The organism is Streptomyces sp. NPDC046308, assembly GCF_055588065.1.
In genome coordinates, this window is the sequence record NZ_JBVJFB010000011.1 from 160,262 (window position 1) to 174,407 (window position 14,146).

11 protein-coding genes and 1 pseudogene are annotated in these 14,146 nt (G+C 74.2%); 5 read left to right on the forward strand and 7 right to left on the reverse strand.

All coding sequences use genetic code 11. The features are described 5' to 3' along the window. Positions 1–120: 120 nt before the first annotated feature. Entirely contained in the window at positions 121–669 is a 549-nt protein-coding gene (locus tag ACZ6JT_RS33675; protein ID WP_469215753.1) for an HAD domain-containing protein, read from the forward strand. Here ACZ6JT_RS33675 and ACZ6JT_RS33680 read toward each other — a convergent pair. The 3 genes from ACZ6JT_RS33680 to ACZ6JT_RS33690 form a co-directional block, all read right to left on the reverse strand. Then, complete coding sequence (locus ACZ6JT_RS33680) at positions 650–1,855, reverse strand: SWIM zinc finger family protein (RefSeq protein WP_469215755.1); 1,206 nt, start codon at positions 1,853–1,855, stop codon at positions 650–652. The two genes, ACZ6JT_RS33675 and ACZ6JT_RS33680, sit on opposite strands and share 20 nt — an antisense overlap. Beyond that, a complete protein-coding gene (locus ACZ6JT_RS33685) occupies positions 1,852–4,653 on the reverse strand; it encodes a DEAD/DEAH box helicase (RefSeq protein ID WP_469215826.1) in 2,802 nt (933 codons plus the stop codon). The genes ACZ6JT_RS33680 and ACZ6JT_RS33685 overlap by 4 nt, the downstream gene beginning before the upstream one ends. A 220-nt stretch (positions 4,654–4,873) precedes the next feature. Further along, positions 4,874–6,193 (reverse strand): helix-turn-helix domain-containing protein, encoded by a 1,320-nt coding sequence (locus ACZ6JT_RS33690; protein WP_469215757.1) that lies wholly within the window; start codon positions 6,191–6,193, stop codon positions 4,874–4,876. A gap of 172 nt (positions 6,194–6,365) precedes the next feature. Between ACZ6JT_RS33690 and ACZ6JT_RS33695 the strand changes: the two genes are divergently transcribed. Together ACZ6JT_RS33695 and ACZ6JT_RS33700 are read left to right on the forward strand one after the other, a co-directional pair. Continuing rightward, positions 6,366–6,995 carry a hypothetical protein gene (locus tag ACZ6JT_RS33695; protein WP_469215759.1) on the forward strand — a complete coding sequence of 210 codons (630 nt, stop codon included), beginning with the start codon at positions 6,366–6,368 and terminating at the stop codon, positions 6,993–6,995. A 77-nt stretch (positions 6,996–7,072) separates the two neighbouring features. Then, positions 7,073–7,333, forward strand: coding sequence for a DUF6343 family protein (locus ACZ6JT_RS33700; RefSeq protein WP_469215761.1), 261 nt, complete (start codon positions 7,073–7,075; stop codon positions 7,331–7,333). Between the two features lie 34 nt (positions 7,334–7,367). Here ACZ6JT_RS33700 and ACZ6JT_RS33705 read toward each other — a convergent pair whose 3' ends face one another. The 4 genes from ACZ6JT_RS33705 to rpsA all read right to left on the reverse strand — a co-directional run bounded on the left by ACZ6JT_RS33705 (position 7,368) and on the right by rpsA (position 11,270). After that, positions 7,368–7,754, reverse strand: coding sequence for a tetratricopeptide repeat protein (locus ACZ6JT_RS33705; RefSeq protein ID WP_030707092.1), 387 nt, complete (start codon positions 7,752–7,754; stop codon positions 7,368–7,370). A 119-nt stretch (positions 7,755–7,873) separates the two neighbouring features. Next, entirely contained in the window at positions 7,874–8,482 is a 609-nt protein-coding gene (coaE, locus tag ACZ6JT_RS33710; protein ID WP_469215763.1) for a dephospho-CoA kinase, read from the reverse strand. Between the two features lie 89 nt (positions 8,483–8,571). After that, positions 8,572–9,510, reverse strand: coding sequence for a PAC2 family protein (locus tag ACZ6JT_RS33715; RefSeq protein WP_365474151.1), 939 nt, complete (start codon positions 9,508–9,510; stop codon positions 8,572–8,574). 251 nt (positions 9,511–9,761) lie between these two features. Next, entirely contained in the window at positions 9,762–11,270 is a 1,509-nt protein-coding gene (gene rpsA, locus ACZ6JT_RS33720) for a 30S ribosomal protein S1 (protein ID WP_327413389.1), read from the reverse strand. Between the two features lie 350 nt (positions 11,271–11,620). Between rpsA and ACZ6JT_RS33725 the strand changes: the two genes are divergently transcribed. Both ACZ6JT_RS33725 and ACZ6JT_RS33730 read left to right on the forward strand, forming a co-directional pair. Then, positions 11,621–12,469, forward strand: a complete 849-nt coding sequence (locus tag ACZ6JT_RS33725) for a class I SAM-dependent methyltransferase (protein WP_469215765.1) — start codon at positions 11,621–11,623, stop codon at positions 12,467–12,469. Positions 12,470–12,473: 4 nt separating this feature from the next. Next, positions 12,474–13,964, forward strand: a pseudogene (locus ACZ6JT_RS33730) (DEAD/DEAH box helicase); the annotation flags it as partial. Between the last annotated feature and the right edge of the window lie 182 nt (positions 13,965–14,146).

The following is a 14,146-nucleotide window of genomic DNA, read 5'->3' on the forward strand; positions in this document are numbered from 1 at the left end:
CCTGCCTTCCGGAGGATTCAGCGGGTGCTGCACCCGCACCGGAGATAACGCGGTAAACCCATACGGGTTATAGAGCCGGTAGGCATTTCACTCCATCGTGTACTGGGTAATGCCTACTTCATGACTGATCGCCCGCTGCTCCTCCTCGACGTGGACGGACCGCTCAACCCCTTCCGTTCGCCCCTCGCCGGACTGCGCGGCTACCGGAGCCACCGGATGCGGCCGGACGTCTGGCTCTCCTACCGCGACCCGGATTCGCGCAGCGCCCGGCGCGGTGCGCGGGTCCGCCTCCACCCCTCCCACGGGGCCCGGCTGTCGGCCCTGCCCTTCGAACTCGCCTGGGCCACCGCATGGACGCACCAGGCCAACACACTGATCGCCCCGCACATCGGGCTCCCCGGCGACCTGTCCGTCATCGACTGGCCGGAACTCTTCGTCGAGGACCCCGACGGGCTCTCCTGGAAGACCCGGCATCTCGTCGCATGGGCAGCCGGCCGGCCCTTCGCATGGGTCGACGACATGATCAACCCCCGCGACCGCGCCTGGGTCGCCGCCCACCACCCGGCCCCCGCCCTCCTCCTGCGCATCCGTCCCCGCCACGGTCTGCGGGAGCGCGACTTCACCACGTTGACGCGCTGGGCCGCCGGGCTCAGCCCAGCAGAGCGGTGACCGGGTCCGCGGAGGGACGGCCCCGGGGCCACCAGTCGTTGTCGCCCAGGCGGTCCTCGTAGCAGTACCAGAGGCCGTCGCGGCCGAGGCGGAGCTGGCGGGTGCGGATCGTCAGGCGGTTGCGGTCCGGGCGGAAGGAACCCTGGCCCGCGGCGAGCAGGGCCGGCCGGGCCCGGTCGAAGGGGCCCGCCGGCGGGTCCCAGGGCTCCTCCAGGGCGGCCAGTGCCGGGCGGCCGCCCTGACGCCACGCGGCGGCGGCCCTGGCGAGCTCGGTGGGCGTACGGCCGGTGGCGCGGGCCAGGTCCCGGTAGAGGGTGCGGGCCGTGCCCGTCAGGCCCGCCGTGGGGTGCGCGGAGGCGAGCCGGACCGCGTCCTGCCAGAGGTCGAGCCCCGCGATCGGGTCCTCGCCGGTGGTGAGGAGGGCCAGGGCGCGGGCCGCCGCGTCGCAGGCGAGCTGGTCCAGGGCCAGCGGGTCCGGGGCCGCGGGATCGGCCGGGTACGCGGGCGGGAGGCCCGCGGCGGCGGGCGCCGGGAGCGGCGCGGGCAGCAGCGGCAGGCCGGTGCGGGCGAGCGCCGCGCGGGCCGGCACGCCCGGGAAGTCCGGCGCCGCGTCGGGCTGTTCGCGTGCGGCGTGAGCGGCGTTGCGGCGGGTGAGCTCGTCGAGGAGCTCCCGCTCGCCCCGGCCGCGCAGGAGCAGCAGGACGAAGGGGTCCTCGTCGAGGAGACGGGCCGCCCGGTAGCAGAGGGCCGCCGCGTGCTTGCACGGCGGACGCCCGAAGTCCGGGCAGGAGCAGTGCGGGACGAGCTCGCCCGCGCCGGGCAGGACGCTCTGCGCCAGCGACTGCGGAACCTCCCGCTCCAGCAGGGCGGCGAGCGCGCCGGGGTCGGCCGCGACCTCCTCCAGGAGCTCGTGCCACTCCGGTTCCGCGAAGACGGGCAGGGTCAGCTCGGTGCGGTACGGGCGGGCCCGGCTGCCGCGGACGTACGCCACGATCCGGCCGGGCGTGACGGTCACCGCGTCGACGTGTCCCTCCTCGGCGTACGCACGGCCCCGGGCCAGCCGCGCCGCATCGTGGGAGACCTCCTCCAGCGCCGTCACCCAGGCCCGGCCCCACCAGCTCACGGCCGCCGCCCCGGCGGGCACGGTCTCGAAGGTGCGGCGGCGGTCGTCCCGCGCGGTGATCATGCGGGCCTCCGCAGGGAGACGAGGTCGGCCAGTTCGCGGTCGGTCAGCTCGGTCAGGGCCGCCTCGCCCGAGCCGAGGACGGCATCGGCCAGGGCCCGCTTCGCCTCCAGCATCTCGGCGATGCGGTCCTCGACGGTGCCCTCGGCGATGATCCGGTGGACCTGGACGGGCTGGGTCTGGCCGATGCGGTAGGCGCGGTCGGTGGCCTGTTCCTCCACGGCCGGGTTCCACCAGCGGTCGAAGTGGATGACGTGGCCGGCCCGGGTGAGGTTCAGGCCCGTGCCCGCCGCCTTCAGGGACAGCAGGAACACGGGGACCTCGCCCGCCTGGAAACGGTCGACGAGCTCCTCCCGGCGCGGCACCGGCGTCCCCCCGTGCAGCAGTTGGTGGGAGATCCCCCGGGCCGACAGGTGCCGTTCGATCAGGCGGGCCATCGTCACGTACTGCGTGAAGACGAGGACCGAGCCGCCCTCCGCAAGGATCGTGTCCAGCAGCTCGTCCAGCAGGGCGAGCTTCCCCGAGCGGTGCCCGATCCTCGGCTGCTCCTCCTTGAGGTACTGCGCCGGGTGGTTGCAGATCTGCTTCAGCGAGGCCAGCAGCTTCATGATCATGCCGCGTCGTTCCATGCCCTCGCTCGACTCGATCACGGCCATCGCCTCGTCCACCGCGGCCTGGTACAGCGAGGCCTGCTCCCGGGTGAGCGAGACGGGGTGGTCGGTCTCCGTCTTCGGCGGGAGTTCGGGCGCGATGCCCGGGTCGGACTTCTTGCGCCGCAGCAGGAACGGCCGTACGAGCGCGGACAGTCGGGCGACCGCCGCCTCGTTGCCGCCGTCCTCCTCCGTCTGGTGCTCCACCGGGCGGGCGTGGCGGGCCCGGAAGGCGGTGAGCGGCCCCAGCAGACCCGGCGTGGTCCAGTCGAGCAGCGCCCACAGCTCGGAGAGGTTGTTCTCCACCGGGGTGCCGGTCAGCGCCACGCGGGCCGGCGCCGGTACCGTGCGCAGCGCCTTGGCGGTCGCCGAATGCGGGTTCTTGACGTGCTGCGCCTCGTCGGCGACGACCATGCCCCAGCTCTGCTCCGCCAACAGGGCGGTGCTCGCGCGCAGGGTGCCGTACGTGGTGAGCACGAACCCGCCCTCGCAGGACGTCAGGTCCTCGATGCTGCGGCCGCCGCCGTGGAAGCGGCGCACGGGCGTGCCGGGGGCGAACTTCTCGATCTCCCGCTGCCAGTTGCCCAGGAGGGACGCGGGACACACCACGAGCGTCGGCTCGGGCCGGTCCCGGTGCAGGTGCAGGGCGATCAGGGTGACGGTCTTGCCCAGGCCCATGTCGTCGGCGAGGCAGCCGCCGAGACCGAGGGAGGTCATCAGGTCCAGCCAGGCCAGGCCGCGGGCCTGGTAGTCGCGCAGGGTGGCCTTGAGCGCGGCGGGCTGCGGGAGCGGGGCCAGCTCCCCCGTCAGCCGCTCCCGCAGGGCGGCCAGGGCCCCCACCGGCACCGCCTCGACCGGCTCGCCGTCGACCTCGGCCGTCCCCGACAGGGCGACGGCCAGCGCGTCCACCGGGTCCAGCACGCCCAGCTCCCGCTTGCGCGCCTTGCGCACCAGCTCCGGATCGACGCGCACCCACTGGTCCCGCAGCCGCACGACGGGCCGGTGGGCCTGCGCCAGCGCGTCCATCTCGCCCGGCGTGAGCCGGTCCCCGCCCAGCGCCAGCTCCCAGGAGAAGGCGAAGAGGTGCTCGGCGTCGAAGAAGGCGGTGCCGTCGGTCGCGGAACCGGGCGCGGTGGACCGTACGACGGCGGTCGCGGACAGCGTACGGGCCAGCTCGCGCGGCCAGTGGACCAGGACCCCGGCGGCGGCCAGGCGGCTCGCGGCCACCCCGAGCAGGTCCTCCAGCTCCGGGTCGGACAGGGCGAGGGCATCGGGCACGGGCTGGTCCAGCAGCCGCAGCAGGGGCGGCCAGACGCGGGCGGCCCGGCGCAGCGCGAGCACGGCGTCGATCCGGGCGCGGGGTCCGAAGCCGGCGGCCGCCGTGCCCGCCCACAGCTGCGCCGCGTCGGTGATCAGGGTCGGATCGGCGAGGCTGTGCACCTGGACGACGGCGGCCCCGGCTCGCCGGACGTCCTCGCCCTCGGCTTCGTCGAAGAGGCGGAAGGAGGACAGGTCGAGCCGCAGCGAGATCCCGACGCCCGCGTCGGCCCCGGCCGCGACCTGCGCGGCCCAGTCCTGTATCCCGGGCACCCGCTGCGCCTCCCGCGCGGCGAACGGCCGTCCGGCGGCCACGGCCGCGGCCGGGGTGCGGGGCAGGCTGTCGGCGACGGCGTCGAGGAACGCGCGGACCAGCGCCTCCGGTTCGGGCAGCTGGAGCGGACGGCGGCCGGTCAGGGGCGTCGCATACCCCTCGTGCGGAAGGGCCGCGGCGACCGCCCGCAGGTGGTCGATGTCGGCGGCGTCGAGCGGCCCGGCGCGCCAGGCGTCCACGCCCTCGGGGGTGAGCCCGGGGAGCAGCCTGCCTCGGGCGGCCAGGGTGAGGGCCTGCGTGGCGGCGGTCCCCCAGGCGCGGGTGGCGGGGTGCGCGGCGGGGCTGCGGGGCGCCCCCGCGAGCAGGGGCAGGGCGGAGGCGACGGAGAAGGTCACGGCGGGCACGGTGCGGCTGCGGACCCCGTCGCCGTGCGGACGTACGACGGTGAGCGGCGCCGACGTGCCCACCTCGGGCAGGGCGTCCCCGCCGGGGGCCCAGAAGGCGACCCGCCCCTCGCGGGGGACGGCGGCGGGCAGGAAGACGGCGGCGTGGCGCAGCAGCGCGGCTGCCCGCGGCTGCGACCCCGACTGCGACTGCGACCCCGACTGCGGCTGCGACTGCGACCGCGACTGCGAGTGCGGCCCGGTCTGCGGCTGCGGCTCCCACTGCGGTGTCACTTGTCCCCCTCCCCCGGCTTCCCGTCGATCTGCTTGCGGATCTGCTGACATCCCCTGCCGACGAGTCTAGGCGCGGCCACCGACAACGCCGCTGACCTGCGGATCAGCGCCCCCAGCGGCCCTGCTCCGGCGCGTATCCGTACACCGGCCGGCCGGGCGCGGCGCTCGTGCGCAGCGGCCGTCCGCCGTCGTCGATGCGCAGGGTGCCCGAGCCGGACGGCCCGGACCACCGGAGGTCGAGGAACCAGTCGCAGTCGCAGCCCGTGGTGACCGCCTCCACCCGCAGGACGACCGGTTCGGCCGCCGAGACGCGCATCGGGAAGGCCGGGGCGGGCAGGGTGCTCCCGGCGTCGTTCCCGGCGACCGGGCGGGCCAGGGGGCGCGGCGCGTCCAGGTTGACGGCGAAGACGGCCGGGGTGAGCGCCCCGCCGCAACCCTGCGACATCTGGTAGACGTTCCAGGCGGGCGGGGTGCGGCGGCCCGCCACGCGGACCTCGAGGTCCTCCAGGACCACGGCTCCCGGGCCCGTCCCGTGCAGGGTGACCTCCACGATCTGCGTCCCGGCGTGCACGGCGCGCAGGTTGGACGCCCAGGCGGGCGCGTCCGCCTCCACGGGCGGCGGGGGCACCGACCCCGGACCCCGCTCGGACAGGTAGGCGTGGTCGCAGCCCGCGGTCCACACGTGCGACCGCACCGCCGCCCTCAGGGGTGCCGCCGAGGCCGGGGACGGGGACGGGGCCGCCCGTGGCGGGGTGGAGGGCGCGGCCGACGCCGGCCCCGGACCACCGGCCGGCGGCGGGCTTTCCGGTGCGGTCGCGGCCTCGGGTGCCGATGCCGGGGCGGAGGCCGTTCCGGAGGTCCCCGCGGACGCCGCGGGCGCCGTCGTGCCCGGCCCGGAGCCCGTCGCCCCACCCGTCCACCCCCCGGACCGTGGCGCACGGGGATCGGGGCCGGCCGCCGCCAGCAGAGCCACGGCGACCGCGCTGGCCGCCATCCCTGCGGCGGCGACCACGGCCGCCCGCCGCCGGTACCAGGGCCGGCCGCCCGCCGGCTCCGCGACGACGGCCGGCTCCCCCACGACGACGGCGAGCTCCTCCCCCGCATCCGAGCCGAAGCCCGGCTCCCGCTCCGGCTCCGGCTCCCGTTCCGGCTCCGGCTCCGGCTCCGTTGGCGCGCCCGCCCGCCGCCGCGCATCGGCCAGCAGCCACGCCCGGTGCAGGTCCACCGCCTCCCCCGGCGACGCCCCGCAGGCCCGTGCGAAGCGGTCCACCACCGCGAACTCCGCAGGCAGCGCATCCCCGTTGCAATAGCGGTGCAAGGTCGACGTGCTCGTGTGCAGGCGGCGCGCCAGGGCGCCGTAGCTCAGCCCGCCACGCTCCTTCAGCTCCCGCATCAGCCGCGCGAAATTCCCGGCCTCGCTCACCGCGTTCCCCCGTCCGACGTCCCGTGACTGCGTTCCATGCCTGAGGTGTTCCCCCAGGTGACGGCCCGTACGGCCGTTCCAGCGTCCCGGATTCGCCCCAAACCGTGGCCGGCGGGGCGGCCCGGGGAACAGGCTCGTCAGGCACACCGAACCACTCACGGGGAGACCGTTCATGTTCCAACGCACCGACACCGTCGCCACGCTCGCCACCACGCTCGTCGCGGCGGCCGCCGCACTGGTCCTGACCGCTTCGACCTCCGCCACGGCCGCGACCGCGACGCCCGTCCCGCCCGGCTTCCTGGCCGGCACCGACCTGCCGCCGCACCCCGGCTCGGCCTGGTATCCGGGCAAGATCACCAAGGGGCTGCCCGAGTTCGCGCCGTTCTGCCTGGACGGCGTCCTTCCGGCGGCGGGCAGCTGGCACCGCGCCTTCGGCACGGAGTTCGACACCGGCGCCGTGCAGGTCTCCGTACGGTCCGCCTCGCCCTCCGCGGCGGCCGAGCTCGTCGGCACGCTGGAGCGCAAGATCGCGGCCTGCGCCGCCGACTGGCTGCGGACGACCCCGGGCGGCACCGCCTCCTGGGACGACTACGGGAAGCTCACCGTCGAGGAGGGCGCACACGTCTACGGAGTCCATGCCTCGATCCCCGACTCCGAGCCCGGCGTGCACCTCTTCGGGATCGGGCGCGACGGCTCCACCGTGACCGTCGTGAAGTGGAGCGAGATGGGCGACCTGTCCCACGCCCCGGTCGCCGCGTTCAAGAGGACGACCACGACGGCCGTGAACAAGCTCAACCCGTAGCCGGGAGTCGGGCCGCCCCCCGGCCGCCGGAGCAAAGGAGCACCGGAGTGGGACCATGGACAGGAGAGGCGATGACCATGCGTTCCGGAAATGAGCCGGTGACCGCGCGCAGTCCGCTGCGGCTGCGGTTCTGGCTGGGTGTCTGGGGGCTGATCTGGGCTGCCGCCGGGACGGTCGGCTTCTCGCTGGCGGGCCGTCCCGGATGGGCGGCCGCCTGTGGGGTCCTGGCGGTCGTCGTGACCGTGGACCTTGTCATGATCGTGCGCCACATCCGGCAGGGGCCGCACTACCAGCCCGGCCGGGACATCCCGCCGTACGAACCGCCCCGCGGCCGCTGAACCGGCAGCCGGCGGTCACCCGTGGGCAGCCGGATCAGGCCTGGTCCTCGAAACGGGCCGCCGCCAGGTACTCCGGCTGCGGGTCGAGGGCGGCGGCCAGGCGGAAGTGCTTGCGCGCCTGCTCGGGCCGGCCCGCGCGCTCATGGGTACGGGCCAGCGCGAAGTGGGCGAAGGCGTTGTCCGGCTCCCGCTCCAGCACCAGCTCGAACTCCAGCTCGGCCGGGCGTAGTTGGGCGGCAGCGAAGAAGGCACGGGCCCGCAGCAGGCGGGCCGCCGTGTTCTCCGGGTGGGCGGCTATGACCGAGTCGAGCAGCTTGACCGCGCCGCGCGGGTCGCGCGCGGCCAGCAGCTGCTCCGCGGCCCGGAAGTCGATGACGTGGGTTTCCGGGCTGGACGGCGTGGGGCGCGTGGTCTCGGACACGGTCTGGATCCTTCCCTCTACGGGCGCCTTCAACGCCCCCACTACGGCCGGTATTCCATGCACACGACAGGACAGGCGGCAGGACTGACGACAGGACACACGACAAGGCGCCCGGGACGTCAGGGGGTCCCGGCCGCCGCCCGCGCCGTGAGCTCGTCCCACACCTTGCGCACCTGCGGCTCGAGCGCCTCCAGCGGCCCGTCGTTGTCGATCACGAGGGTCGCCACCGAGAGCCGCTGCTCCCGGGTGGCCTGCGCGGCCATCCGGGCCCGTGCCTCCTCCTCGGCCATCCCGCGCAGGGCGGTCAGCCGCGCCAGCTGCGTCTGCGGCGCCGCGTCCACCACGACCACCAGGTCGTAGAGCGGCGCCAGGCCGTTCTCCGCGAGCAGCGGTACGTCGTGGACCACGATCGCGTCCGCCCCCGCGGCGGCCTCCAGCTCGGCCGACCGGGCCCCGACCAGCGGGTGCACGATCGCGTTGAGCGTCTGGAGCTTCGCCGGGTCCGCGAACACGATGGCTCCGAGCTTCGGCCGGTCCAGCGCCCCCTCGGCGGTCAGCACCGACTCCCCGAAGGCCGCCACGACGGCGGCCAGCCCCGGCGTCCCTGGCTCCACCACCTCGCGCGCGATCCGGTCGGCGTCGACGACGACCGCCCCGTATCCCGCCAGCAGCCGCGAGACCTCGCTCTTGCCGGCACCGATTCCGCCCGTCAGTCCTACTTTCAGCATGCCCGCAGCCTAGGCCCTGTCCGGCCGGTCCTCGTAGGCCCTCGACGTCACCCGGGCCCTGCCCCAGGCGCCGCCACAACCCGGCGGCGTCAGTTCTCGCCCTCGCGCTCCGCCAGGAACCGCTCGAACTCGCGCCCGATCTCGTCCGCCGACGGAATCTCCGTGGGCTCGGCGATCATGTTGCCCCGGGTCTCGGCTCCGGCGGCCGCGTCGAACTGGTGCTCCAGCCCCTGTACCAGGGCGACGAGCTCCTCGTCGCCCTCCCGGATCTGCCGGTCGATCTCCGTCTGCGTGCGGTGCGCCTCGGTCCGCAGGGCGTGCGCCACGGCCGGCAGGACCAGCCCGGTGGCCGCCGTGATGGCCTCCAGCACCGTCAGCGCGGCGTCCGGGTACGGGGAGCGCGCGACGTAGTGCGGTACGTGCGCGGCGACACCGAGCACGTCGTGCCCGGCCTGGGCCAGGCGGAACTCCACCAGGGACTCCGCGCTGCCCGGCACCTGGGCCTCGTCGAAGGGGCTGCGGTGCCCGGGCATGAGGTCGGTCCGGTTGCCGTGCGGGGTGATGCCCACGGGACGGGTGTGCGGCACGCCCATGGGAATGCCGTGGAAGTTGACCGAGAGCCGCACCCCGAGGCGCTCGACGATCTGCCGGACGGCGACGGCGAAGCGCTCCCACTCCACGTCCGGCTCCGGGCCGGACAGCAGCAGGAAGGGCGCACCCGTGGCGTCCTGGACCAGCCGGACCTCCAGCCGGGGCTCCTCGAACTCCGTCCAGTGGTCGCGCTGGAAGGTCAGCAGCGGACGGCGTGCCCGGTAGTCCACCAGCCGGTCCGCGTCGAAGCGGGCGACCACCTGGTGGGGCAGCGTGTCCAGCAGCCGCTCGACGATCTGCTCACCGGCCTCACCGGCGTCGATGTACCCCTCGAAGTGGTACAGCATGACCAGCCCGGCCGAGTCCTGGGCGACCGCCAGGTCGGCCACCGCCAGGCCCTTGGCATCCCATTCGTACAAACCCTGTGGATCAAGCACTGCCACCACTCCTCCTCGCCGCGTTCTCTGCCAAGAACGTCCAAGGCGGCGCCACCATTCCCCAGTTGGCCGCATTCACAGGAACGCAACGGATCAACGAACGGTTCAGCGGCGGATCGACGACGGGATCGAAGGCGGGATCGACGGCGGTCGAGGGGGAAACGCGGTGAGGCCCGCCCCCCGAAGGGGACGGGCCTCACCGTTCAACTCGACTCAGCTCTGCTCACACCGGAGTGTGATGCGCGCTGCGATCAGCTCTGGCCGCCGGCCAGCTTCTCGCGGAGCGCGGCCAGGGCCTCGTCCGACGCCAGGGCGCCGGAGGTCTCGTCGGACTCCGAGGAGTACGAACCACCCGAGATGCCCGCACCGGCGTTGCCACCGGCGGCCGGGGCGGCAGCGCCCTCGGCGGCAGCGGCCTCGTCGGCCTCGCGGCTCTTGATGACCTGGGCCTGGTGCTGCTCGAAGCGCTGCTGCGCCTCGGCGTACTGGGTCTCCCAGGCCTCGCGCTGCTTCTCGTAGCCCTCGAGCCAGTCGTTGGTCTCGGGGTCGAAGCCCTCGGGGTAGATGTAGTTGCCCTGGTCGTCGTAAGACGCGGCCATGCCGTACAGGGTCGGGTCGAACTCGACCGACGCCGGGTCGGCACCGAAGGACTCGTTGGCCTGCTTCAGGGACAGCGAGATCCGGCGACGCTCGAGGTCGATGTCGATGACCTTGACGAAGATCTCGTCGTTGACCTGGACGACCTGCTCCGGGATCTCCACGTGGCGCTCGGCCAGCTCGGAGATGTGGACCAGACCCTCGATGCCCTCGTCCACGCGGACGAACGCACCGAACGGAACCAGCTTGGTGACCTTACCCGGGACGACCTGGCCGATCTGGTGGGTCCGGGCGAACTGCTGCCACGGGTCCTCCTGCGTCGCCTTCAGCGACAGGGAGACGCGCTCGCGGTCCATGTCGACGTCGAGGACCTCGACGGTGACCTCCTGGCCGACCTCGACAACCTCGGACGGGTGGTCGATGTGCTTCCAGGACAGCTCGGAGACGTGGACGAGACCGTCGACGCCACCCAGGTCCACGAAGGCACCGAAGTTGACGATCGAGGAAACGACGCCGGAGCGGACCTGACCCTTCTGCAGGGTGGTGAGGAACGTCTGGCGAACCTCGGACTGGGTCTGCTCCAGCCAGGCACGGCGGGACAGGACCACGTTGTTGCGGTTCTTGTCCAGCTCGATGATCTTCGCCTCGAGCTCCTTGCCCACGTAGGGCTGGAGGTCGCGGACACGACGCATCTCGACGAGAGAGGCCGGCAGGAAGCCGCGGAGGCCGATGTCGAGGATGAGACCACCCTTGACGACCTCGATGACGGTACCGGTGACGATGCCGTCTTCTTCCTTGATCTTCTCGATCGTGCCCCAGGCACGCTCGTACTGAGCGCGCTTCTTGGACAGGATCAGACGGCCTTCCTTGTCCTCCTTCTGGAGAACCAGGGCCTCGATCTCGTCGCCGACCTTGACGACCTCGTTCGGGTCGACGTCGTGCTTGATCGAGAGCTCACGGCTCGGGATCACGCCTTCGGTCTTGTAACCGATGTCGAGCAGGACCTCGTCCCGGTCGACCTTCACGATGACGCCGTCGACGATGTCGCCGTCGTTGAAGTACTTGATCGTCTCGTCGATCGCGGCGAGGAAGGCTTCCTCGTTACCGATGTCGTTGACCGCTACCTGCGGAGTGGTAGAGGTGGTCTCGGTGCTGCTCGTCATGTGGGAAAGGGCTCCGGTTACGGACAGAAAGTCGTAGGTACTGCTACGCCGGGAGCCCTTATCGGCATCTGCCGAAGCCGGACAGCCAAGGAGACCCCCGTTCCGCGAGAGCGGCGGGGCCTCGAAAACCGAGGGGACATCAACAGATACAAGCGCAGCCTGCTAGGTCTGAGGAGCACAGGCTCGCAGCGCAACTTGTAGCATACGGGGGCGGCCGGACAGGGTCAATGCGCGAAGGCGCACACCCCGGGCGGATCACCGCACAACCGGCACAATTCATGGGCGGAAGAGCGTTCCTGACGCTTCCTGCCACTTTCCGAAGACATTCGCAGACTACGACGACGGGCCCCATGAACCAAGAGGACTACGCCCCCGAAGACGCGTACGAAGCCGGTCCCGGCTCCGTGGAAGACGCCGAGGCCACACGGCGTGACGCGGGGGAAGCGGAGAGCAGCCGGGCGAGCCGGGGCTGGTGGGACCGCAACGCCGACGACTACCAGAGCGAGCACGGCGCCTTCCTCGGGGACGACCGCTTCGTATGGGGTCCCGAGGGGCTGGACGAGGCGGAGGCGGCCCTCCTCGGCCCCGCCGCCTCCCTCAAGGACAAGGACGTCCTGGAGATCGGCGCCGGTGCCGCCCAGTGCTCGCGCTGGCTCGCCGCGCAGGGCGCCCGCCCGGTGGCCCTCGACCTCTCCCACCGCCAGCTCCAGCACGCCCTGCGCATCGGCGACGACGTCCCCCTGGTGGAGGCCGACGCGGGGCGGCTGCCCTTCCGCGACGGCTCCTTCGATCTGGCCTGCTCCGCCTACGGGGCCGTCCCCTTCGTCGCCGACCCCGTCAACGTCATGCGCGAGGTGCGCCGCGTCCTGCGCCCCGGCGGCCGCTGGGTCTTCTCCGTCACCCACCCCATCCGCTGGGCCTTCCCCGACGAGCCCGGCCCCGAGGGGCTGTCCGTCGCCGCCTCCTACTTCGACCGGACCCCGTACGTGGAGCAGGACGAGCAGGGGCGCGCGGTGTACGTCGAGCACCACCGCACCCTCGGCGACCGGGTGCGCGACGTGGTCGCGGGCGGCTTCCGCCTCGTCGACCTGGTCGAGCCCGAGTGGCCCGAATGGAACAGCCAGGAGTGGGGCGGCTGGTCCCCGCTGCGCGGCAACCTGATCCCCGGCACCGCGATCTTCGTGTGCGAGAGGGACTGATCCCTTGATCCGCCAGGCCGCCCTCGACGCCCTTCCCGTACGGGAGGCCGTGCCCGCGCTCGTCTCCGCGCTGGACGGCCACGGCGCCGCGGTGCTCTGCGCCCCGCCCGGCACCGGCAAGACCACGCTGGTGCCGCTGGTGCTGGCGGGCCTGGTGGGCGGTGGACCGCGGCGCCGGGTCGTGGTCGCCGAGCCGCGCCGGATCGCGGCCCGTGCGGCGGCGCGGCGGATGGCCTGGCTGCTGGGTGAGGCCGTCGGCGGTCCGGTCGGCTTCACGGTGCGCGGGGAGCGGGTGGCGGGCCCGGAGACCGTGGTGGAGGTGGTGACCACCGGAGTGCTCCTCCAGCGGCTCCAGCGCGACCAGGAGCTGGCCGGGGTCGACGTGGTGGTCCTGGACGAGTGCCACGAGCGGCACCTCGACGCCGACACGGTCGCCGCGTTCCTCGTGGACGTACGGGAGACCCTGCGGCCGGAGCTGCGGCTCGTGGCGGCTTCGGCGACCACGGACTCCGCCGCCTGGGCGCGGGTGCTGGGCGGCGCGCCGGTGGTGGAGGCAGCGGGCATCTCGTACCCGGTGGAGACGGTCTGGGCGCCGCCGGCCCGGCCGGTGCGGCCCCCGCACGGGATGCGGGTGGATCCGGCGCAGCTGACGCACGTGGCCTCGGTGGTGCGGCGGGCCCTGTCCGAGCGCGCCGGCGACGTCCTGTGCTTCCTGCCCGGCGTGGGCGAGATCGCCCGTGTCGCCGGGCAGCTGGGCGGGGTGGACGCGGAGGTGCTCCAGGTCCACGGCCGGGCCCCGGCGGCCGTGCAGGACGCGGCGCTGGCCGCCTCGGACCACCGCCGGGTGATCCTTTCCACCGCGGTGGCGGAGTCGAGCCTGACCGTGCCGGGCGTGCGCGTGGTGGTGGACTCCGGGCTGGCCCGCGAGCCCCGCGTGGACCATGCCCGGGGGCTGGGCGCGCTGGCGACCGTACGGGCGTCCCGCGCGGCCGGCCGGCAGCGGGCGGGCCGGGCCGGACGGGAGGCGCCGGGCGCGGTGTACCGCTGCTGGGCCGAGGCGGAGGACGGCCGGCTGCCCGCGTTCCCGTCACCGGAGATACGCATCGCCGACCTGGCGCAGTTCGCCCTGCAGGCGGCGTGCTGGGGCGACCCGGACGCGGCCGGGCTGGCGTTGCCGGACCCGCCGCCGGCCGGCGCGATGGCCGCGGCGCGGGAGGTGCTGCTCGCGGTGGGCGCGGTGTCCCCGGCGGGGCGGCCGACCGCGCGCGGGCTGCGGATGGCCCGGCTGGGGCTGCACCCGCGGCTGGCCCGCGCCCTGCTGGACGGCTCGGCCGCGGTGGGTGCCCGTCGGGCGGCGGAGCTGGTGGCGCTGCTGAGCGAGGAGCCGCCGCGCGAGTACGGGGACGACCTGGCCGCGGCCTGGCGGCGGGCCCGCGCGGGCGGGGACCCGTACGGGTCCCGCTGGCGGGCGGAGGCCGGGCGCCTGGAGCGTGCCGCCGCGGAACGAAGCCCTGCGGGGCCCTCCCCCACCCCGCCCCTTCCCGAAACCGGGGCTCCGCCCCGGACCCCTTCGGGGGCTCCGCCCCCGGACCCTTCCCCAGCTACCGCTGGGGGTGCCCCCCGCGGCTTCCACACCCGTGGGGGGTAAAGGTTTGCCGCTTCTGAGTTTTGGGTGGG